Raw genomic sequence first — 22365 nt, forward strand, 5'->3', positions numbered from 1 at the left:
GATCATGAAAAATATCGAGCAGATGCAGGAACAGCGACTTGAAGCGCTCCGGCTGACGAAGTCGGGAGCACCGAGGCTGCCGTCCAATCCGTTTTTCGGCGTCGGTCCGATCACGGATGCGACCACCGACGAGGTGGATAGCCGCCTGCGGCGCATCGCTTTCGATAGATGGATCGAGAAGACCTATCGCAAGTTCGACGACAGGGGTAACGACATCGGCGGTTTCACCACCGCCGAAATTTCCCGCAGCATGCATCGCGGCTACCCTGCGGACAAAATTCTGACCGACATGATGCGGGCGATCCACCGCTATTTCCACTTCCCGAAGGCGAACCGGATGGCTGTGGGACTCGGCGGCGGTCACAGCGGCTTTACCGTCTGCGTCCAGCACCTGATGAACGCCAACGACGCCTCGCAACGCGTCTACGTCGATACGCCGCGCCCGGAAAGCGATCCGGCCCGCGCGGCAGGCTTCTTCCGTCAGTCCTGGGCCACGCAGCTGATCGAGATGCAGCGCTTCGCCGAAAAAGGCTGCGAGAGCCGCATTCATTTTGCCGCCTCCGAGGGTGTGATCCCGACGGCCGCCGAGCTTTCCGCTCTCGGTGTGTCGATCTTCGTCGGCGTCGGCCACGAGACGACCGGCGCCAATGCCTATACCAGCCGCGAGATCCACGAGCTGCTGAACTGGATCGATGGCGATCCGGCAAACCGCCATGCAGTGTTCGACGCGACGTCGATGCTGGGCGCCATGCCTTGGGAGCCCGAGCTAGTCGACGCCCTGATGGCGAAATGCTGCTTGTTCATGCCGTTTCAGAAGGCGATCGGCGGGGTGTCGGGGTATTTCGTCGCCTCCTTCACGCCGCATGCTTTGGCGCTCGTTGAGAAAAACCAGCAGGATCCGTCCTGGGCGATCCTGCGCCAGCTCAAGATTGCGCCGCCGATCGATGCGCGGCGGCCGCTTTCAGCCAAGCGATCCGTGGATGCCGGGCCGTTTTACGATGCCGCGGAAGACCGCATGCTCGGCGGCGTCATCAACACCTACAGCGCGCTTGCCTTTGCCGAAACCACCTTCGGCCTCCTGCAGTCCGAGGCGCGGCTCGGCTCGGTGGTCGAGCTCAACAAGCGGTCTGCGGCCAATCGGGCGGTGATCGACGGCTGGGTCGAGTCGCACCCGCTGTTTTCGCTCACCGTCACCGATGCCGAGCGGCGCGGCGCGGCGGTCACACTGCTAAAGGTGGAGGACGCCGGCATCACCGATCCTGCGATCCATGCCCGCATTATCGCGCGTTCGAAGCAACTACTCGGCTATGATGGCTTTACCCATCCGAACGGCGAGTTCGAGCCCGGCCTCGATGCGGCGCGCTATGTCAACGCATTCCCGGGAACGCCCGGCGACTACCGCGCCTGGGTCGGCGGCATCCGCGAGCCGACCGATGTCGTCGCGCTGCTGGAGAACCTGCAATATGCCTATCTGCGCGCCAAGATCGTCGTGATCGAGGAGGAACTGGCAAAGCAGGGCGTCACGTTCGCGGCGCCTGCGAAGGCCGGCGCGATGGTCCGCAAGGACGATCCCGAACACGCCTATACGGTGCTGATCGCCGATCTGGTCGGCCTGCGCCTCGGCGCCAATGGGGAGCCCGACGACAGCGAGATCAGGACCTATGTCGGGGAAAGGGGCGGCGTCTTCCATGCCGGCCCGATCGGCGACAGGGCGGCGCTGGAAAAGGGCCGCATCCATTTCTTCTACCAGCCGAATCTCAGCACCGAGGCCGAAATCCTGCCGCAGACGGACAAGGGCCAGTATGACGCGCTGATCGCGGCGGCGACCTTCATCCCGAAGGCTTCCGTCTTCCCGTTCGGCGGCGTGCGCATCGGCGCGGGTACCGGCAACATGGGCTCGGCCTCCTGGGGCGGCGGCAACGGCGAGGGCGGCGAGGCGCCTTTGATGAACACGCCCGGCACCAACAGCCGGGCGACCGCTCAGATGGCGATGAAGGCAATCCTCAAGGTCGTTCCCGACCTGCCCGTCGACAGGCTGCACCAGATGGTCGCCAAAGGCGACTTTGATACCGGGCGCCAGCTCAAGAATTTCCCGACCGCCAAGCTGGAGGGCCGGAAAATCGCCATTCTCGGCTACGGCAATATCGGCCGCGAAGTCGCCAAGCTCGCCAAGGCTTTCGGCATGAAGGTGGCGATCTACGCGCGCCAGCGTCACCAAGGCTGGATCGAGTCGGAAGGCTTCTATTACGCCGCAAGTCCGGTTGACGCGGCGACCGGCGCCGACGTGCTCTCCATCCATATCGGTCTCGGCCGGCTGGATGCTGCGACCGGCGTCTACTCCAACGCAGGGGTGGTCGACACGCAGGTCCTCGACGCGATGAACGATGGTGCGGTGCTGGTCAACTACGACCGGGGCGAGGTCGTCGATGCGGCGGCGCTCGACCAGGCGCTGTCATCAGGAAAGATTGCCCATGCGGCAATCGACGCCGATCTCTTCAAGGATGCAGCGACCGGCAAGCTCAGCGGACCGATGGTTCCCTATCTGCCGCTCGAAGAGCGCCATAAGGGCAAGCTGGAACTGCTGCCGCATGCCGCCGCCGATACCGACCATCCTTCGCGGGTGACCGGCGCCAAGCAGGCGGTCGATCAGATCTTCGATGTCATCCGCTTCAAGTCGGTCACCAATCTGAAGGGTGATCTGCCGCAAGGATACGTCTCGGCAGGCGGCCGCACACCGGCCGGAATCGGCAGGGTGACGAAGCGGGTGGTCAGCGAGATCAGCGGCAATTCGGAACTGCTCGACGAATTGCGGCGGACCTCGGAAAAGGTCGCGGCGATCGTCGGCGCGCTGTCTGTTGTCTGCGATCCGAGCCACCGCGACCGGATCATCGATCGCTATACCAGTCTGCTGGCCGAAAATGCCGGCCGGCAGCGGGCGCTTCTCGAGCAGCTTGGCCTCTACGGACCGGCGGCGGAGTAAGCCGCGGTCACGCTCGATGCGTGCCGCTCTTTTTCCGACCGCGCCGGCTCGCGCCACATTCGGAGCGGGGGCTGATCGGCGGAGCAAGCCGGACGCCAGTGTCGCGTTTCTAACTGGCCAGCGACGTCGCAGCCCTAATCAGCTTTGACAGAGTTTCAAACAAAACCAACGGTTTAGATAAACCAGGGCAGGTTCGACGGTTCGCCGCGTATTGCGCCTATCCCGGTCGGGCAAAGGGACGGCTTCGAGGAGCCTCGTGGTGCAGTCATGCTAAGGGTTGGCAAAATTTCCGTTCGGGTGCCGATTTCGACCACCTCGCCTAGGCATGAACGGCAACCAGGGGATCGATGCGGTCCACGACCGCCATGTCATCTCCACACGCTTCTCGACCGCAGATATCTCCTTCGCCGGCAGCAGCCTAGATCTGCTGCGAATTTGCGACAGTTTGCGACAAATTCCCCATGCCGCGGCACAGTTGTGCGACAGCGATGAGCTATTCCTGGCGAGTAACCGCCGCGTCCAGACATTGGTTTGAAGTCCAGGAGGAGAGCATAAATGGCAGAGCAAAGTCCCGCAGACTCTCAAGGCGCTGGTGTGACGCGTCGAGCCGTCCTTGGCACGGGTGCCGGTGTGGCAGTCGCAACGATACTTCCACTGCAACCTGCTGCCGCCCAGGAGACTTCTGTTTCGAATGAAACGGGCACAACTCTCTTCGTTTCGACGACGGTGAATGGACGGGCCGTCGCTCTTGATATTGACTCACGCGCATCGCTTCTTGACCTGCTGCGCGAGCGCATTGGCGTCTCGGGAACAAAAAAAGGCTGCGATCATGGCCAGTGCGGTGCATGCACGGTGCACCTCGACGGCCGAACCGTACTGTCCTGTCTGACGCTTGCGGCGAAAGTGGACGGACGTCAGGTGACGACCATCGAAGGGCTGGCCGACGGAGATACACTTCATCCGATGCAGACCGCCTTCATCGATCACGACGCATTGCAGTGCGGATACTGCACGCCGGGCCAAATCATGTCCGCCGTCGCATGCGTTCGAGAAGGTCACGCAACGGACAAAGCCTCGATCCGCCAATTTATGAGTGGAAACATCTGTCGTTGCGGCGCGTATGCCGGGATCGTCGCTGCCATCGAAGATGTGGCAGCCAATTCGAAGGAGGGCTGAAGATGCGAGCTATCGATTACACCCGGGCGGACAGCCTCGAAGCAGCCGTCGAAGCCTTTGCTGCGGTCGGCCTAGACGCGCGCTACATCGCCGGCGGCACAACGCTCTATGATCTGATGAAGCTCGGCGTGGAGCGGCCAGTGCATCTTATCGACGTTACCGGCATCGTGGGCCTCGACACGATCGACACCGACGGCGACGTATTGCGGTTCGGTGCCTTGGCACTGATGAGCGACGTTGCTTACACGCCGGCGGTGCAGGACGGATATCCCATCCTTTCTGAGAGCTTGCTGAAAGCAGCCTCGCAGCAACTGCGCAATATGGCCACAGTTGGCGGCAACCTGCTTCAGCGAACCCGCTGTCCCTATTTCCGCAACGGCGCGGGGTCACTGTCTACGGTAGGCGTGTACCCCTGCAACAAGCGTGTCCCCGGTTCCGGTTGCGCAGCAATCGGCGGATTGGACCGAGGCCATGCGATCCTTGGAGTGAGTGACGCTTGTATCGCGGTCTCACCGGGAGACTGGCCAGTGGCGTTGACGGCAATGGGCGCATCGGTCGAAATTCATGGACCCGCAGGAACGCGCACCGTCCCGATTTCAGACTTCTACAGGCTGCCCGGCGATACGCCGCATCTGGAATTCGATATAGCCCCAGCCGAACTGATCACGGCCATTACCGTCCCGAAAGCACCAAGCCGTTCCTCGACCTATCACAAGATTCGCGACCGGGAGAGTTTTGCGTTCGCGGTGGCATCCGCCGCAGTCGTGGTTGAAATGGAAGGAGCCAATGTCCGAACGGCCCGCATTGCACTTGGCGGTGTCGCAACGATCCCATGGCGAGCGCAGAGTGCCGAAGAGACGTTGCGCGGCAAGCAATTAACGCCCGAGCTGGCACTTGAAGCCGGCCGGGCCGCATTCAGGGATGCGCGTCCGGGCCAGCACAACGCCTTCAAGTCCGATCTGGGAGCCCGGGTTGTTGCCGATGCCTTGATGATTGCCGCGGAAAGGAGAGCGTGATGCCGTCACAAACCTTCTCAGAAATCGCCCGCGTCGACGCCAGGGACAAGGTACAGGGCCGCACGACGTACGCAGCCGATATCAGGCTGCCCGGCATGCTGCATGCGATGCTGGTCCCTGCCACCATCGCGAAAGGCAAAGTCACGAAAGTTGACGTCACCGCGGCGACCAAAATCCCCGGTGTCGTTCATGTCCTGTCCATCGGCGATTTTCCCTCGCTTCGTCCACAAATATCATTTCGCGGGCAGCCAATTGCATTGGTTGTCGCGGAGACGATCGAGGCCGCGATAGAGGGTGCTGAATCCATATCTGCTGACTACGAAGCGGCACCATTCGTGCCCTTGATGACCAGTCCCGGCGCACAACGCGTTCCGGCAGAAGGCTTTAATACAGGCGACGTCGACAAAGCGTTTGAAAATGCAGGCGTTATTGTCGAGGGCACTTTCGAGACACCAACCCAGCACCATAACGCCATGGAATTGTTCGGGACCGTCGCGGAATGGTCTAACGGGCGACTGACGGTCCATGAGGGCTGCCAGAATATTGAAGCAGCCAAGGGCGCACTCGTTAAGGCCTTCGGCCTTGCTCCGGACCAAGTTGCGGTCAAATCCGAACATGTCGGAGGTGGGTTCGGGCAGAAATCTCCTCCCAAGCTTCAATCCGCGTTGGTTGCCCAGGCTGCCAGGCTTGCAGGGCGGCCAGTTAAGCTGGTCACACCGCGTGGGCAGTTGTTCCATATCGCCAACTACCGGCCGCGCAGTGTTCACAATATCCGTCTCGCCGCCGACGCGCAGGGGCGCCTGGACGCCGTCCTCTATGATGTGGTGCAAGAAAATATCCCTGACGGCGGATTCCGCTCAAGCGGTTACCATGAGGATATCGCACGTCTTTATGCCATCGAAAATTTTCGAGCGACGGCCGGCGATATCCATATCGACCGCCAGATGCCGCGACACACCCGCGGGACGCATCCGTTCCCTGCCGGGTTTGCGCTGGAGAGCCTGATCGACGAGATGGCTTACAAGCTCGGCAAAGATCCGGTTCAACTTCGTCTCGAGCATGAAGCAAAGAACGACATCATCGCTGGGCAGTCGCTGTCGCCGCATTTCCTGAATGACTGCCTGCGGGAAGGTGCAAGGCGCTTCGACTGGAGCCGGCGAACAGCTGAACCGGGATCGATGCGACTGGATGACGGCACGATGGTCGGATATGGCGTCGCATGCGGGATTTTCGGAGCGTCGGGGTCAGCTGCAGAGACGACACTGAGGGTACGTGCGGACGGCACGACACGGGTGATTTCGTCCGGGCATGAAATGGGCCAGGGTATCCGCACTGCGGTCGCAAACACGATCATCCAAGGCCTCGACATCAACCCCGATCGTCTGGAGATTTTACTTGGGGATACGACTGTCGGTCCGCAGATGATGACCGTTGGCGAGCGCGGCACGGCCAGCATCATTCCTGTCACGGCGAAGGCCGTCACCGCATTGCGCGCCCGCTTTGATGAGCTTGCGGGACCGAACCCGCCGGCGGGCAATTTGCATGAGCAACTGGCGCGCCTGAAACGTCCCCAGATCGAAGTGGTGGTTTCGGAGCTCGCGCCCGGGCAGGACGCCTCCGCTCTTGAAGCCTTTCGAGCCGGGGGTCGTGCAGGTGCGGGCCCCGAATACCCGGGCTTTACATCAATGAGTTACATTGCCCAGTTCGTCGAAATTCATATCGAACCCAGAACGGGCCGCATCCGCATGCCGCGGGTGGTCAGCATTGCCGATGTCGGCCGGGTCGTCAGTCCGGTGACCGCTCGTGGGCAGATGTATGGCGGCGTTGTCTGGGGTTTCAGCACGGCGCTTCGCGAGGAGACTGACGTCGATCCGCGTTTTGCCGGCTACCTCAACGCTGATTTGGCCGACTACCTCATGGCGGTTAATGCCGACATCGGTGACGTCGACGTTGGCTTCATCGACAAACCGGACACGATGGTCAACTCGGTCGGCGTCAAGGGCATGGGCGAACTCGTCATGCTTGGCACCGCTCCTGCCATCGCCAATGCGATTTATCACGCGACGGGCAAGCGCGTCAGAAAGCTGCCGATCCGCATCGAAGATGTCCTTTGAAGAAAGTCGGCCGCCAAGCGCTGCGTCATGCGGGTCCAAATGACTATTTGTATTGGTCGACGGATCGCCTCTGTCGTTGTGGCGCTTCCATGTAGAAACTTGTCCCATGGCGGCATCCGCCGGCCGGATCCGTCTAATGATCGAAGCAGGCACCCGCATGCTCCGGGGCATTGGTCATGATCTGCGCACGGCGCTGACGCGGCTGAAACTGCGCGTGGAGCGGACGGGAAAGCGGTCAGAAGGACGCCTGCTCTCCGATATCGATCGGATTGAGAGCCTGCTCGTCGAGAACCTGAATTATCCTCGAAACGACTATGCGACAGAGACAGTTGAGCTTATCGACGTCGCAGGCATCTTGCAAACAGCCTGCAGCGAATTCGCCGTATCGGTCACGCGTCCGATACACCGAGCCAAACAGGCTTCTTGCCAGATGCCGGCCACTTTCCATTGCACCCGCGGTCACCAATTTTACGACAACGCCGTTGAGTTCGCAGTCGTGGTCCCCATAATCCGGCAAGCGAAGGGGGCGTTCGATCCCGAGGCGGCCATTTGAGATCCTTTTAGGACATGTGAGAAAATGGGTTTGGCCGAACCGCTGTGAAACTTTGATACACTTTTTTCGATGCGAACCGCGCTCTCTTCTGTAAAAATAGCTCAAGAGGTTATGCAGATGCAGAATTCATCGCATGTCGTGGTTGTCGACGATCACAGCGATATCCGGGATCTGGTTCGACAGTATCTCGAACAGCAAGGCTACAAGGTGAGCGTGGCAGAAAGCGGCGCGGCCCTTCGACGCCTGCTCGAGCGCGAGCGCCACGTGGTGGATCTGATCATCCTCGATGTCATGATGCCGGGCGAGGACGGATTGAGCGTGTGCCGTCAGGTGCGTGCCGCGACAGACATCCCGATCATTTTTCTGACCGCATTGGTCGAAGATACCGATCGTATCATCGGACTGGAACTTGGCGCTGACGACTACGTCGTGAAACCATTCAATCCCCGCGAGCTCCTGGCTCGCATCAGAGCGGTGCTTCGGCGCGCGAGCAATCCGCTGACACAGCAGCGCATGACACAGCAGCAAAGGGCCGTCCGCATCGGCCAGTGGCGCGTCAACATGGGACGTCAGGAAATTTCCGGTAGCGACGGCGTTGGAATACCCTTGAGCACTGCCGAATTCCGTCTGCTGAAAGTCTTCATCGAAAGGCCGGGCCTGATCCTGAGCCGCGAACAGCTGCTTGATCTGACCGTCGGCAGGACGGCCGATATCTTCGATCGCAGCATCGACAATCAGGTGAGCCGGCTTCGCAAGAAAATCGAAGAGAACCCTAAAAATCCGTCGATCATCAAGACGCATTGGGGCGGCGGCTACAGCTTGGCTGCCGAGGTGGCGTTCGAATGAACCACCTCTGGAACAGAAGCCTGGCGACGCAACTTATCGCGTTTACGCTTGCGGCTTTGATCATTTCCCAGGCGCTGACATTTCTAATCTCCTGGAAGGAGCATTCCAAAGCTCTCGACGCTGCAGCCAAGAGCGAATTCCTCAGTCGAGCGCGCACGCTGACCCGACTGGTGGAAACCGTACCGCCCGAATATCAAAAGCAGGCTCTGCTTGCGAGCGAGACGAGGGACTCGCGTTTTTGGGTGAGCGATCGTGAAGCGGAAGACCCCGCCGCCTGGCGCCTAACGGCTGCCGCCGAATTTTCCCGGCCTCTGGAGAATTTCGTGGACCTCGTCAGGATCTTTCAAGATGGCTCAGCCAGGACGCAGATCCCTGATGCGAAGAGGGTCGCAGCGTCGAACGGCGGTGAGGGATGGCGCGTTCCAATGCAGAGCCTCTGGGCGCTCCCGCAGCCGATCAAATATGTCTATTTCGACGGCTCGCGGGGCTATGGCCTTGTCATCAAGGTCGATGACAGGACCTGGCTGAACGCAGCCTTCTATATGCGACAGACTGGAGGCTGGTGGACCTCCACGTCGCTCGCCTCGCTCAGCCTGACGGCACTCATCCTGGCTCTGCTCGGCGTGTTCTTCGCCAGCCGCATATCAAGACCGTTGCGACATCTTGCGACCTCGGCCGAAGCCTTGGGGCGGGGAGAAAACCTGCCGCCGCTTTCGGAAGAAGGACCGGAAGAGGTCCGGCGCACCGCCGAAGCCTTCAACAAGATGCAAGGCCGGCTGCACCGTTTCCTTGAAGACAGAACGAAGATGCTGGCCGCGATCGGTCACGATCTGCGAACGCCCCTGACGACCTTGAGACTGAGGACGGAGTTCGTGCAGGATCAGGAGATCCAGCGAAAAATGCTGTCGACGATCGATGAACTTCAGGGCATGACCGAGGCCGCCATTTCTTTTGCGCGTGGGGAATCGACGGAAGAGGAAACGCGCGACATCGATCTGGAAGCGCTGGTTGGAAGCATCTGCGACGACCAGTCCGATCTTGGCAAGCCTGTCAGTTTCGTCGAAGGCGTGAAATTGTCCTATCGCTGCCGGCCTGATGGTCTCAGACGCGCTGTGCGAAATCTCGTCGAAAACGCCGTGCGATATGGCGGAGAGGCGCGGGTCTTCATCCGGCACACGGCTGCGACCATCGACATCGTCGTCGAGGACCGCGGTCCAGGCATTCCCGACCTTATGAAGGAAAAGGTGTTCACGCCGTTTTTCCGGCTCGAGGCTTCGCGCAATCGCGACACCGGCGGGATTGGACTTGGCCTATCGATCGCGCGTGCTGCAGCCAGGCAACATGGCGGTGACATTTCCTTCACAACAGGAGATGGCGGCATGCAAGCCGTTCTTTCTCTGCCACGCGATGGCCGTGTGGAAACGCCTGCTGTCCCCAAGGGGCGCGACTGGAAATCCCTGCGCGGGTCGATTGGGCTCCGTGCGCCGAACCTTGCCGAGAAGCCGACAAAGCCGCGGACGCAACATTGATCTCGGCGCCGTTGCACCTCCATCGTCACCCTCGGCAGGCGGCAGCCACCATCCACATTCATGCGTGTCGATCGAAAGTGCACCTTGGACAGCTATTCTGGTAGCGGTGCCGCAGCCTCGCCGCTCATGCTGCGACACTTGATTACATTTTGACTCGTCTGCGGCAAAGCTCTGCGACAAGGCCGAACTAACCTTCCCCTCATCAAGCACAAGGCGCGAACAAGACCGGCGTCTTTCAATCGTCGCCTCGACGATCGTCGGTTGGCCGCCCTGCGCTTCCAGCCCCCGATGGAGACCACGGGCCGATCGACCGACGCGCGATCAACATGGAAAGGAATGGTCATGGCAGATCAGAACAACAGCTACAGAGTCGAACAACACAGCATTTCGGCGATCGCCAGAGGAGTGTTGGCCGACATCATTCTGTTTGCCTCCCTCATCTCACTGACGGCCGTCATCAGCCTGGCGGGCAATTGATGGTGGTTGATACACTTGGTTACAGTTTTGGTCGCGTTCGGCACACCCGTGCGACAGAGCCGGCTTAATTTCCCGCCGATCGCGATCCTGGTGGGGCGCATGGGCGCCCGCCTCGCGTGAAGACCGTTCACAGCCGCGCAAAGGTGTTCGATGATGCGAGCCAAATGCTTTTCGACCGTCTATGTTGCCATGATTTTTTGCCTCCCGGCCCTGCTTTCAAGTTGCAACGCTGACGTGGCAGCACAGGAGCGGCCAGCTCGTTCGAAACCTGAAGTCAGCGCGCAGACCTTGCATCGCCAGGCAGTGACACTGACGACAGAATTGGCGGGCCGTACCGGTGCACAGATGGTTTCGGAGGTCCGCCCTCGCGTGTCCGGCATCATTCTCAGGCAAAGTTTCGATGAGGGCGGCTTGGTAAAAGCCGGAGACGTCCTTTACGAACTTGACCCCATGCCGTTCGAGGCCTCCTACCGCAATGCCGAGGCTGCTGTGCAGCGGGCCGAAAGTGCCCTTCCGAGCGCCCGAGCGCGCTCGCAGCGCTATGAGAGCCTCAGTGCGAGCAGTGTCGTCAGCCGCCAGGATTTCGATGAGGCACGAACACAGATGCTGCAGGCCGAGGCGGACGTCGCCGCTGCCAGGGCAGCTCTTGAAACCGCCCGCATCGAACTGGAATATGCCAAGGTCCGCGCCCCGATCAGCGGGCGTGTGGACGCTTCAAATGTGACCGAGGGTGCGCTGGTTACCGAAGACCAGGCGTCGCCAATGACGACGATCCGCCAGACGGACATCATCAATGTCGACCTTGTGCGCTCGAGCGCCAGCCTTCTCGCGCTCAACAAGGCACTCGCGTCGCAGGATATCAAGCCACAGGAAGGCTCGGTGACCGTCGAACTCCGGCTCGAAGACGGCAGCAAATACGGCCATCCCGGAAAGTTGCAGTTCCGCAACGGCGCCGTATCGCAAACGACCGGCATGGTTCTGATGCGCGCCGTCTTCCCCAATCCGGAAGGCGCGCTCCTGCCCGGGATGTATGTGCGGGCACTCGTTGAAGACGGCTATGTCGAAGATAGCGTGCTCATTCCGCAGCGCGCGGTCTCACGCAATAGCCGCGGAGAGGCCACGGCGCGTTTCATCAGCGCCGACGGGAAGATCGAGGAACGTGTTCTGGCCGTCGAGCGCGGCATCGGCAACAATTGGTTGGTGACCGCTGGCGTCGGGGAGGGTGATCGTGTCGTCGTCGAGGGCCTCCAGAGGGCGGCGATCGGCGAAGAGGTCCAAGTCACCGCAGTGACCGTCGATAACGAGACGGGGGAGTTCGTTGCCGTCGCCGAGGCGGGTCGGCCATCTGCAGGAAAACCCGCAGAGGTTTCCGTGCGGTTGCCTGACGCCGTAACGCGGTGAGGCGGCGCCATGTCGCGTTTCTTCATCAGCCGCCCGATCTTCGCATGGGTGCTTGCAATCGCCGTCATGATGACAGGCGCGATCGCAATCACGACCTTGTCCATATCGCAGTATCCGCAGATTGCTCCCACATCGGTTCGCATCACCGCCAATTATCCGGGCGCCGACGCGAAGACCGTCGAGGACTCGGTGACTAAGGTGATCGAGCAGGGCATGACGGGCATCGAAAATCTGGACTATGCGTCCTCGAACTCATCCTCCACCGGCGAGGCGTCGATCACATTGACCTTTACGAGCGCCGCCGACCCCGATGTCGCACAGATGCAGGTCCAGAACAATCTCCAGCTCGTCCAGGCACGTTTGCCGAGCGCGGTCCAGGACACGGGGCTGACGGTATCGAAGTCGACGTCCAGTTTCTTCCTGATCGCCTCCTTCCTGTCTGAGGACGACAGTCTGTCCGGAACGGATATCGCCGACTTTGTCGACAGCTCCCTCATGGACTCGTTGCGGCGCGTGCCAGGCATTGGCGAGGTGCAACTGCTTGGCTCCTCCCGCTATGCCATGCGCATCTGGCTTGACCCCGACCGGCTCGCCCAGCATGGGCTTATGGTCACTGATGTGACGCAAGCGATCAGAGCGCAAAACACGCAGGTGGCCGCCGGTCAATTCGGGGCTCTGCCGCAGCGGCAGGGCCAACAGCTCAATGCCACCGTGACTGCGGGAAGCCGTCTCCAGAGCAAGGAGCAGTTCGAGGCAATCATCCTCGCGCGCGCTGCCGATGGCTCGGTCGTGACATTGAATGACGTTGCTGAGGTCGAACTTGGCTCCGAGAGTTATACCACGAGCGGAACCTATAGCGGTCATCCCTCCGCAGGTGTCGGCTTCCGCCTGGCGGCCGGCGCAAATGCGCTTGAAGCTGCAGAGGCGGTGCGCGCCGAGATCGAAAGCTACAGAGGTAGCTTCCCCTCAGGCGTAGAGGTCAAATATCCCCTCGACACGTCTCCTTTCGTGCGCCTGTCGATTGAGAGCGTCGTGGTGACATTGATCGAGGCTGTCATCCTCGTCTTCATCGTCATGTTCGTTTTCCTGCAGAACCTGCGCGCGACGATCATCCCGACGCTTGCGGTCCCAGTGGTGCTGTTGGGGACCTTTGCTGTCATGGCTGTGTTCGGATACTCGATCAACACACTCACCATGTTCGGCATCGTTCTTGCGATCGGCCTTCTCGTTGATGACGCGATCGTCGTCGTCGAGAATGTCGAGCGGGTCATGGAAGAAGAGGGGCTCGGGCCGCGCGAGGCGACCTTGAAGTCCATGGGTGAAATCAGCGGCGCCCTGATCGGTATCACGACCGTGCTGTCGGCGGTTTTCATCCCCATGGCCTTCTTCTCTGGTTCTGTTGGAATCATCTACCGGCAGTTCTCGATCACTATCGTCTCGGCAATGGTGCTTTCCGTGCTGGTGGCCCTGGTTTTCACGCCGGCGCTTTGCGCCACGATCCTCAGGCCGCCCGGATCCGGATCCGAAAAGGCCGCGCCGTTTCGCTGGTTCAATGCCGGCTTCCAGAGGTTCACCGCACTTTACCGGCGCGCCACGCTTTCGATCGTCCGCCGGATCGGCCTGGCGCTCGTCCTGTTTGGGGCGCTATCGGGCGCGACCGTCCTGCTTTTCGCGAGGTTGCCGACCGCTTTTCTGCCAGAGGAGGACCAAGGCAGACTGATGACCTCTATCCAGCTTCCGCCGGGAGCGACGGCTGACCGGACGCGGCGGGTGCTGGACCAGGTGCTCGAATACTACCTGACCAGCGAGGCAAGCTACGTCGACGGCGTATTCGGCGCTACCGGCTTCAGCTTCGGTGGCCAAGGTCAAAATGTTGCGACAGTGTTCGTCGCTTTGAAGGATTTCGATCAGCGCTCGGCACCCGAAGCCTCTGCGCAGGCGATTGCCGGACGTGCGATGGCAGCCTTCGGCGCAATTCGCGATGCGCGTGTCATTGCCTTGTCGCCACCCGCCCTGCCGGGCTTCGGAAACAATAGCGGCTTCGATTTCTTCCTGCGTGACACCGGTGGCGCCGGGCATGAGGCGCTGATGGCGGCTCGTAACCAATTTCTGAGGACAGCTGCGGCGAATGAGAGGCTGTCGGGCACCAGGCCGAACGGCCAGGAGGATACACCGCAATATTCCGTTTCGATCGACCGCGGGCGGGCGAGCGCGCTCGGCATTACGCTTTCCGATATCGATGCGACGCTGTCGACGGCTTGGGGAGGCAGCTATGTGAACGACTTCGTCGACCGCGGGCGAGTCAAACGTGTCTATGTCCAGTCTGATGCGTCTTTTCGCATGCAGCCTGCCGATTTCGACCGCTGGCATGTCCGCAACGATCGCGGGGAGATGGTGCCGATTTCGGTCTTCTCGACAGGACGGTGGGATTACGGCTCGCCGCGGCTTGAGCGATACAATGGCGTGTCAGCGGTACAGCTTCAGGGCGCGGCGGCCGTAGGAATAAGCTCAGGTCAGGCGATGGCGGAGATCGACCGCATGGTGGGAGAGCTGCCTGCGGGTTTTTCGCACCAATGGACGAGCCTTTCGGCTCAGGAACGGCTTTCCGGCAATCAGGCCGCATACCTCTATGCCATTTCCGTCGTGGTCGTCTTCCTGGCGCTTGCGGCGCTCTACGAGAGCTGGACGGTGCCAGTCTCCGTCATGCTTGCCATTCCTGTCGGAGTCTTCGGGGCACTGGTCGCGGCAAGTACTTTCGGACAGGCCAATGACGTCTATTTCAAGGTCGGGCTTTTGACGACGATCGGTCTTGCGGCGAAGAACGCCATCCTGATCGTGGAATTTGCCATTACCGCGGAAGCCGGCGGGAAGGGATTGGTGGAGGCGACGCTTGAGGCCGCGCGCCAGCGGTTGCGGCCGATCCTGATGACATCCTTCGCTTTCATCCTTGGCGTCCTCCCGCTCGCCATCGCCGACGGCGCGGGTTCCGGTTCCCAAAACTCGATCGGTATAGGTGTCATGGGCGGCATGATATCGGCGACGGTCCTCGGCATATTGTTCATCCCCATGCTCTTCATCGTGACCCGGCGATTGTTCAGCCGCGGACCGCATCCCAAGCCTTACGCGGATGCGGGAGTAAGCGCTCCCGCCGAATAGGAGAGCATATCGACCGTCGGCGAGCGGCGCCCGCGAAGCCGCACTCTTCGACTTTCTTGAATACGCTTCGCCAAATGAGGATCACGAACATGCAGATGGCATTTCTCCATGGCGCCGCGCCGCAATTGCTGAGCGTCCTGCGCATCATCGCCGCCACATCATTCTTCACGCATGGAATGATGAAATTGTTCGGTTGGCCGGCGCCGTTCGAATACCCGCTGAATGCGCTGCTTCTGGCGGCCGGCTTTCTTGAAGTCATCGGTGGTGTGCTTCTGGCAATTGGTCTGTTTTCTCGCCAGGTCGCTTTCCTGCTCTCCGGCCAGATGGCCTTTGCTTATTTTATTGGACACGGTTCACAAGGCTTCTTTCCCGCCCTCAACGGCGGCGAGACCGCAATGTTGTTCTGCTTCCTCTTCCTCTACATCGCTGCCGCCGGCCCGGGACCATGGAGCCTCGACGAGGTGGCTTCGAAGGCGCCTCCCGTGCAGCAGGCAGGTCCGTCTAACTGACTTTTGCGGGCGAGGTGGCGCTTGATTTATGTCATCGACGGTCCGCTGAGGTTCTCCGCGGGCGAGCGCGCCCTCCGCGGATGTGTGACAGATTGATACAAACTGCGCGATCACTGACAAATCCATCAGACAAGTTCGCGCTAGATTTCGGTCGAACCGGTTCCTTCATCCCCCACAACCAAGGACCGGGTTCCCCCGCATCGGCAGCCTGACCCCACGGTTGCCGATGCCCCCTTCAAGACGAAGAAAACCTGCCGTTGGTCCGGACCTCGAGAGGATCTGATATGAACGAGATGGTAGCCATCACTTTGCTTCCTGCGCCCGTCCAAGCGAGGATGTCGGACGATCCGTCAGAGATTTTGCGCTTTGCCGTTGAGTGCTTCGACCGAGGAGAGGTCGCGATCGCAACACTCGTCGACATTCGAGGCGGCGCGGCTCGTTCTCTGGGTTCGCTGGTTGCGGTCGCTGTTGACGGCAGCTACTGCGGCTATGTCTCCGGCGGCTGCGTGGAGGCTGCGGTTGCTTTCGACGCACTCCTTGCGATTGCCGAGGGCCGGGATCGGACTATGATGTTCGGCCAAGGCTCTCCCTTCTTCGACATAGTCCTGCCGTGCGGCGGCGGCATCACCGTTGCAATCCATGTCCTGCGAGACATTTCGGCGATCCGGCTTGTCCTCGAACGCCTGGAACGGAGGCAGCCGGTTGGCCTTCGTTATGTGCCGTCCAATCAGTCTCTCGTGGCAGTGGATCCGCCTGTTCAATCTGGTTGGTTTGAAGACGAGTTTCTGTCGGTATTCCTTCCGCGAACCCGCATCCTGATCTCGGGTCGTTCGCTCGAGGCGCGGGCCACGGCGCGCTGTGCAACGATCCTGGGCGACGATGTGATCCGGATCGAGAACGGCAATCCCCACTATGTCGCGAAAATGATCGACGCCTTCACGGCCGTGGTGCTTTTGCATCATGATCTCGAGGCTGAAGCGCCGCTTCTCGGACTGGCGCTCAGCTCGCCGGCGTTCTACATCGGTGCCCTGGGCAGCATGAGAACGCACAGCAGGCGTGTCGAATTGCTGACGAGATCTGGTTTCGCCAGGACCGACATCGATCGCATCAAGGCACCGATCGGGCTGTTCGGCCCGGCGCGCGACGCGACCTCCCTTGCACTTTCGGTGCTCGCCGACATTGCCGCGATGAGGCAAGGCATCCGTGAGTCGTGAGGCCATTGATACCAACCTCGCCCCTGTACTCGCGGGCACACCTTCTTTGCCCTGTTCGACCGTCTGTCGGTATGGAAGCTCGCCGCGATAGAAATTGCCGATAGTCAGATCTGCTGTTCCATCTCCATCATGCTGTTGGCTGCAGGCACGGACGAGGGATGATCCGGTCACGATTGCAGCCGGCCGACACGAACGACACCATGCGGTTGGAGTAGCGGCCGTCATAGATTGTCCAGCGGCACCCTCGGACGCCAGGGCATTACGACGCGGCAGCCCGCGCTGAGCGGGTAGCTCGGTTCTCGCAATGTCCACGTTTCAGGCTGAACTTGACCGCTTGTCGGCTAGTGATCAAGCAATGACAAGGAATCGCCTGTTTTTGTGCTGTCGCACGGATCTTGCGATCCCTCTCGAAAGTTCTTAGGTCACCCGAGGTCTTTGCATTCTGCAAATTCCGTGCTGGAGAGACCGACATGATCCTCACCCTCGCAGGCGTCAGAAAATCCTATTCCACTGCCGAGGGCCGGATTGAAATCCTGAAGGGCATCGATCTGGAAGTCGCTGCGGGCGAAAGTGTTGCGCTCACCGGAGAGTCCGGCAGTGGCAAAAGCACATTGCTGCATCTGGCAGGCGGGCTCGACAGTGCAGACAGCGGCTCGGTCGTGATGGGTGGCAGCGATCTCGCGCTATTTGCAGAAACCGAACGAGCCCGATACCGGAGAACGAGGGTTGGCCTGGTTTTTCAACAGTTTAACCTCATCCCATCCCTGAGCGTCGCAGCCAACATTTCATTTCACGCCAAGCTTGCAGACCGGTACGATCACGCTTGGGAAAGGCAGTTGATCGAGGAACTGGGGCTGGAAGAATACATCGCCCGATATCCCGAGCAGCTTTCCGGAGGGCAACAGCAGCGCGTTGCAATCGGGCGAACATTGGCTGCTCGACCTCCTCTCATCCTTGCGGACGAGCCAACTGGCAATCTGGATGAGCAAACAGGCGATGCCGTCCTCGATCTGATGCTCAATCTCGCCCGGACAGTTGGATCGGCTCTGCTTTTCGTCACTCACTCCACGAGGCTTGCAGCTCGTCTGGACCGAACGGTGGTCCTTCGCGGTGGGAAGATTGCCGAATGAACGTCGTTGCATTCGCAGCCCTGCTGTCACACTGGCGTCGGAGACCTCTCCAGCTTCTGACGCTGGTCATGGGGATTGCGCTTGCGACTGCGCTCTGGTCCGGTGTTCAGGCGATCAACGCCGAGGCGAGAGCGAGCTATGCCCGGGCGGCATCGGTTCTGGAGCAAGGCAACCTCCGGCAGATCGTCGCCAAGGGCGGTGACGGCATAGCGACTGAGGTCTATGGCAGCCTGCGTCGAGCGGGCCTGAATGTTTCGCCCGTGATTGAGGGCAGCTACCGCTTCGGAAGCATAAGGATCCGTTTGGTCGGCATCGAGCCTCTGACGATGCCAAGGGACTCCCAGAACGCGACGATCGCCAGCGGTTCAGATCTTTCCACCTTCTTTTCAGCCAGCGGACAGTTGCTCGTGTCAAGCGCGACTGCCGAGCGGCTCCGTGGCGCCACGGACATGAACATCAAAGTCGATGGTAAGGTTCCCGACGGTGCTGCCTTCGTCGACATATCGGTCGCTGATCGATTGCTCGACAAGCACGGGAAGATTGATCGCATGGTGGTCGCAGCCGATCAAAAGATTTCCGCCGAATCAATCGATCAGGCGGGATTGACGATCCGCGAACCGGCTGAACAGCCAGCCGTCACTCGCCTCACCGACAGCTTCCACCTCAACTTGACCGCCTTCGGGTTCCTTTCGTTCATCGTCGGGCTCTTCATCGTGTATTCGGCCACGGGCCTGAGCTTCGAGCAGCGTCGAGGCACTTTTCGTACACTTCGATCGCTTGGTATCTCCCTTCGAGCATTGACTACGATGCTCCTGATCGAGCTTTCGATGCTGGCGCTGATATCCGGGTTGATCGGCGTCATACTCGGCTACGTCATTGCGTGGCTTCTGATGCCGGGTGTCGCCGCGACCCTCAGGGGCCTCTACGGCGCGAATGTGTCAGGCTCGCTATCCATTCGGCCGGAATGGTGGTTGGCTGGACTGGCAATTGCACTCGGAGGAACCGCTGTCTCGTCAGCTCAGAGCCTGTGGCGGGTTTGGAAGCTGCCGATTTTGGCTGCCGCCCAGCCGCGAGCGTGGGCGAGACAATCCGCAGGGTCCCTTGTCTATCAGGCGGGAACCGGCGGGTTTCTGCTGATGGTGGCAATTACCCTGGCGATTACTGCGTCCGGGCTGGTAGCGGGCTTTGCGGTTCTTGGCTGCCTGCTTCTGGGAACAGCTCTGATCCTGCCTGGACTTCTTGCGGTCATCCTGACCGCAGCGCAGCGAACGGCGCGGAGCGCCCTGATGGAATGGTTCTGGGCAGACACCCGCATACAGCTTCCCGGCCTGTCGCTGGCTTTGATGGCTCTGCTACTGGCATTGTCGGCGAACATCGGCGTCGGCACGATGGTATCCAGTTTCCGGCTGACGTTCATCGGCTGGCTGGATCAACGGCTGGCCGCCGAGCTTTACGTGACGGCCAAGGATGAGGAGGAAGCTGCACGGCTCCGAGCCTGGCTTCCGCAACGCTCGACGGCAGTCCTGCCCATCTGGAGTGTGGACGGTGGGGTGCTTGGCGAACAGATCCAGATCTTTGGTGTCGCGGACGACCCAACTTACCGAGAGCACTGGCCTTTGATTGCGTCCGACAATGACGTTTGGGTCAAGGTCGCCACCGGTCAGGGCGCCCTCATCAACGAACAGATGTGGCGTCGCGGCGAAGCCAAGCTCGGCCAGCCATTGGTCATGCCTGGAGGTTGGAGTGTAACCGTGGCCGGCGTGTACTCTGACTATGGAAACCCGAACGGGCAAGTGATCGTCGGGATCAATACCCTAGTCGATCATTACCCCGATGTCCCGAAACTTCGCTACGGGGTCCGGGTAGCTCCCGAGCGAGCTCAGGTTCTCAAGCGCCAGTTGGTCGAGGAGTTTGGTCTGTCGGATACCGCGATCGTTGACCAGGCTTCGCTCAAGCGACAATCGAGAGCGATCTTCGACCAGACATTCAAGGTGACGGGCGCGTTAAACGTCCTCACTCTTGCTGTGGCAGGATTTGCCATGTTCTCAAGTCTTCTGACACTGTCCGGTATTCGGCTTCCTCAACTGGCGCCGGCGTGGGCCATGGGTGTGCGGCGACGGGATCTGGCGCTTTATGAGGTTGCCCGGACACTTGCGCTCTGGTTCACAACATTTGTGGCGGCCGTCCCGGTCGGTCTTGCCCTGGCGTGGGTACTACTTGAGATTGTGAACGTGGAGGCCTTCGGTTGGCGATTGCCAATGATGGTGTTTCCAATGGATTGGCTTTGGCTGGGAGCAATCGCCTTCATAGCGGCATCGCTGTCGGTGCTGGTGCCGGTTCGGCGTCTGGCCTCGATTAATCCTGCGGACCTGCTGAGGATTTTCGCCAATGAACGTTAGAAAGTTGGCGTCCCTCCTGATGGCGGCAGCTATGATCTGCATAAGCGGTCAGGCGTTCGCACAGGGCTTCGCCGGATTGGGATCGGATGCGCAAGGTTTCGCGATCCCGGAGCGTGGCAATGGTCTTTCTTTCCCCACCGACCACGGCGCTCATCCTGATTACCGCATTGAGTGGTGGTATGTGACCGCCAATCTCAACGGTGATGATGGCAAGCAATATGGTGCGCAGTGGACGCTGTTTCGCTCTGCCCTGGCTCCAGGAAACAAGACAGGTTTCGCAGATCCGCAAGTCTGGATCGGGCATGCAGCGATCACCACCCAGGGCCATCACTATGTTGCGGAGCGCTTGGGCCGGGGAGGCGTCGGGCAGGCGGGCGTTCAGGCAACGCCTTTTCGCGCCTGGATAGACGACTGGCGGATGGAGGACACTGAGCAAAGCGGCTCGAACACCTTTGGCAACCTTTCAGCCATCGCCGGCGGGCCGGACTTCAGCTATACCTTAAACCTCAAGGCCAATGGGCCACTCGTTCTTCAGGGTGACAAAGGCTTTTCGGTAAAGTCGGCGAACGGACAGGCGAGCTACTACTACTCGCAGCCTTTCTATGAGGTGGCAGGGACGATCACGACGTCCGGATCGCCGGTTAAGGTCACCGGCAAAGCTTGGCTGGACCGGGAGTGGTCGTCGCAGCCGCTTGCGTCCAATCAGACGGGCTGGGACTGGTTCTCACTGCACCTGAATTCCGGCGAGAAACTGATGGCTTTCCGCCTTCGTGACGACAAGGACGGGTTCATCTCCGCGAACTGGATATCCGCGGACGGGCGAACGACACCTCTGTCGAAAGACGACATCCAACTGGAGCCAACTCGGAACTCAACCGTCGATGGCCGCCAAATGCCGGTAGAGTGGCGTATACGCGTGCCGGGTAAGTCGCTCGATATCACGACCGAACCGTTGAACGACCAGTCCTGGATGGCGACTTCGACGCCTTATTGGGAGGGACCGATCAACTTCAGGGGCTCTACGTCAGGCGTCGGATATCTCGAGATGACCGGCTACTAGCTGTTACCTTTCACAGGGTAACAGCTCCTTCGTTGAAGGATGCAAGCTCGCCAGCCCTTCGGCAAATTCCTGCAGGATCGACCGGAGTCTGGCCTATTCAGTAAGCGTCCGGTGGTGTGTTGATCAGCGTTTCAGGGGTTGATCCGCCTGAATGGATCGGGCGACGAGGCGTTGACGAAGGTCCTGAAGCTCTTGTTCGCCGGCGTGTCGGCTCCCGCGGCCGACGAACGGGCAGCCGATGCCGGCTGGCCTTTGATGTAGCATGGCGGGTGGGCGGGACACGTAGTGGTCTTTGCTGAGGCCGATGCGGCGTGTCGGTATCGGCGATCTGTTGTACGACGGCGAGCTCGTGCGAAGAGCATGAGCATGTTTTCCTTGAGCGAGCGCCGAGAGGATTTCATCGCAGATCAGGAGCTTTGGATTAACCAGCAGCGCGCGGGCGATGGCTATACACTGGCGCTCGCCGTCCGAAAGCTGCTTGGGAAGCGGTCGAGATAGCCGGAGCGCAGCCCGACATTTTCCAGCGCGGTTTCAAGGGTCTTTCGTAGACTTCGGTACCAAAATGGTCGAGCGGACGTTCGAGGACCGCCCGGATGCGGCAGTGGGGGTTGAGCTACGCAATCCGCGAAATTCATTTCCAAATGACCGTAAGTGACGTCGGCGCGATCGACATGAGCCTAACACTCCAGTGGAGTTCCATAATATTCGTTACGCCGCAAATTTGTGTGGGGGCTATTTAGTAATGCGACAGTTGGGCCAGTTAGAGATGCGACAGTCTCGCCTCTCGACGCACTGGTCAAAGCCA

At 60.5% G+C, this 22365-nt stretch carries 17 protein-coding genes; 16 read left to right on the forward strand and 1 reads right to left on the reverse strand.

The features are described from left to right. The first annotated feature begins 4 nt into the window (after positions 1 to 4). The 16 genes from BS630_RS27055 (at position 5) to BS630_RS27120 (ending at position 21560) form a co-directional block, all read left to right on the forward strand. Positions 5 to 2980: an NAD(P)-dependent oxidoreductase gene (locus BS630_RS27055; RefSeq protein WP_077979842.1), complete on the forward strand. Its 2976-nt coding sequence runs from the start codon at positions 5 to 7 to the stop codon at positions 2978 to 2980. Positions 2981 to 3305: 325 nt separating this feature from the next. Beyond that, the gene (locus BS630_RS36765) at positions 3306 to 3515 is read left to right on the forward strand and encodes a hypothetical protein (RefSeq protein ID WP_143529518.1); all 210 of its coding nucleotides are present in this window, start codon (positions 3306 to 3308) and stop codon (positions 3513 to 3515) included. A gap of 20 nt (positions 3516 to 3535) precedes the next feature. After that, on the forward strand, positions 3536 to 4156 hold the full coding sequence (locus BS630_RS27060; protein WP_077979843.1) for a (2Fe-2S)-binding protein: 621 nt from the start codon (positions 3536 to 3538) through the stop codon (positions 4154 to 4156). A gap of 2 nt (positions 4157 to 4158) precedes the next feature. Beyond that, a complete protein-coding gene (locus tag BS630_RS27065; RefSeq protein WP_077979844.1) occupies positions 4159 to 5172 on the forward strand; it encodes an FAD binding domain-containing protein in 1014 nt (337 codons plus the stop codon). Next, on the forward strand, positions 5172 to 7286 hold the full coding sequence (locus BS630_RS27070; RefSeq protein ID WP_077979845.1) for a xanthine dehydrogenase family protein molybdopterin-binding subunit: 2115 nt from the start codon (positions 5172 to 5174) through the stop codon (positions 7284 to 7286). The genes BS630_RS27065 and BS630_RS27070 overlap by 1 nt, the downstream gene beginning before the upstream one ends. 136 nt (positions 7287 to 7422) lie before the next feature. Beyond that, entirely contained in the window at positions 7423 to 7839 is a 417-nt protein-coding gene (locus BS630_RS27075; RefSeq protein WP_183594583.1) for a hypothetical protein, read from the forward strand. Positions 7840 to 7956: 117 nt separating this feature from the next. After that, a complete protein-coding gene (locus BS630_RS27080; protein ID WP_026264680.1) occupies positions 7957 to 8685 on the forward strand; it encodes a response regulator in 729 nt (242 codons plus the stop codon). Then, positions 8682 to 10214, forward strand: coding sequence for an ATP-binding protein (locus BS630_RS27085; protein ID WP_077979846.1), 1533 nt, complete (start codon positions 8682 to 8684; stop codon positions 10212 to 10214). The genes BS630_RS27080 and BS630_RS27085 overlap by 4 nt, the downstream gene beginning before the upstream one ends. Positions 10215 to 10556: 342 nt before the next feature. Further along, positions 10557 to 10691 (forward strand): hypothetical protein, encoded by a 135-nt coding sequence (locus BS630_RS38450; protein ID WP_260685545.1) that lies wholly within the window; start codon positions 10557 to 10559, stop codon positions 10689 to 10691. A 189-nt stretch (positions 10692 to 10880) separates the two neighbouring features. Then, on the forward strand, positions 10881 to 12092 hold the full coding sequence (locus BS630_RS27090; RefSeq protein WP_244735607.1) for an efflux RND transporter periplasmic adaptor subunit: 1212 nt from the start codon (positions 10881 to 10883) through the stop codon (positions 12090 to 12092). A gap of 9 nt (positions 12093 to 12101) precedes the next feature. Next, complete coding sequence (locus tag BS630_RS27095) at positions 12102 to 15248, forward strand: efflux RND transporter permease subunit (RefSeq protein WP_077979848.1); 3147 nt, start codon at positions 12102 to 12104, stop codon at positions 15246 to 15248. Between the two features lie 89 nt (positions 15249 to 15337). Continuing rightward, positions 15338 to 15757 (forward strand): DoxX family protein, encoded by a 420-nt coding sequence (locus BS630_RS27100; protein WP_131641874.1) that lies wholly within the window; start codon positions 15338 to 15340, stop codon positions 15755 to 15757. Positions 15758 to 16041: 284 nt separating this feature from the next. After that, positions 16042 to 16971 (forward strand): XdhC family protein, encoded by a 930-nt coding sequence (locus BS630_RS27105; protein ID WP_077979849.1) that lies wholly within the window; start codon positions 16042 to 16044, stop codon positions 16969 to 16971. A 470-nt stretch (positions 16972 to 17441) separates the two neighbouring features. After that, the gene (locus BS630_RS27110) at positions 17442 to 18101 is read left to right on the forward strand and encodes an ABC transporter ATP-binding protein (protein ID WP_077979850.1); all 660 of its coding nucleotides are present in this window, start codon (positions 17442 to 17444) and stop codon (positions 18099 to 18101) included. Further along, positions 18098 to 20500, forward strand: coding sequence for an ABC transporter permease (locus BS630_RS27115; RefSeq protein WP_077979851.1), 2403 nt, complete (start codon positions 18098 to 18100; stop codon positions 20498 to 20500). The genes BS630_RS27110 and BS630_RS27115 overlap by 4 nt, the downstream gene beginning before the upstream one ends. After that, entirely contained in the window at positions 20490 to 21560 is a 1071-nt protein-coding gene (locus BS630_RS27120; RefSeq protein WP_077979852.1) for a lipocalin-like domain-containing protein, read from the forward strand. The genes BS630_RS27115 and BS630_RS27120 overlap by 11 nt, the downstream gene beginning before the upstream one ends. A gap of 123 nt (positions 21561 to 21683) precedes the next feature. Here BS630_RS27120 and BS630_RS38750 read toward each other — a convergent pair whose 3' ends face one another. Further along, complete coding sequence (locus tag BS630_RS38750; protein WP_168283030.1) at positions 21684 to 22010, reverse strand: hypothetical protein; 327 nt, start codon at positions 22008 to 22010, stop codon at positions 21684 to 21686. Between the last annotated feature and the right edge of the window lie 355 nt (positions 22011 to 22365).

It is taken from the genome of Rhizobium laguerreae, assembly GCF_002008165.1.
GTDB lineage: Bacteria > Pseudomonadota > Alphaproteobacteria > Rhizobiales > Rhizobiaceae > Rhizobium > Rhizobium laguerreae.